The organism is Pseudoduganella aquatica (assembly GCF_009857595.1).
GTDB classification, from domain to species: Bacteria; Pseudomonadota; Gammaproteobacteria; order Burkholderiales; family Burkholderiaceae_D; genus Rugamonas; species Rugamonas aquatica_A.
On the sequence record NZ_WWCU01000159.1, the window covers coordinates 1 to 255 of the forward strand.

General features: G+C 53.7%; 1 rRNA gene. It reads left to right on the plus strand.

Features of this window, described 5'->3' with window-relative positions:
* A 16S ribosomal RNA gene (locus tag GTP77_RS31500) occupies nt 1–255 on the plus strand; the annotation flags it as partial.

Below are 255 nucleotides of genomic sequence, written 5' to 3' on the forward strand. Positions count from 1 at the left end.
TGCAAGTCGAACGGTAACAGGGAGCTTGCTCCGCTGACGAGTGGCGAACGGGTGAGTAATATATCGGAACGTACCCAAGAGTGGGGGATAACGTAGCGAAAGTTACGCTAATACCGCATACGATCTAAGGATGAAAGCAGGGGACCGCAAGGCCTTGTGCTCCTGGAGCGGCCGATATCTGATTAGCTAGTTGGTAGGGTAAAGGCCTACCAAGGCATCGATCAGTAGCTGGTCTGAGAGGACGACCAGCCACAC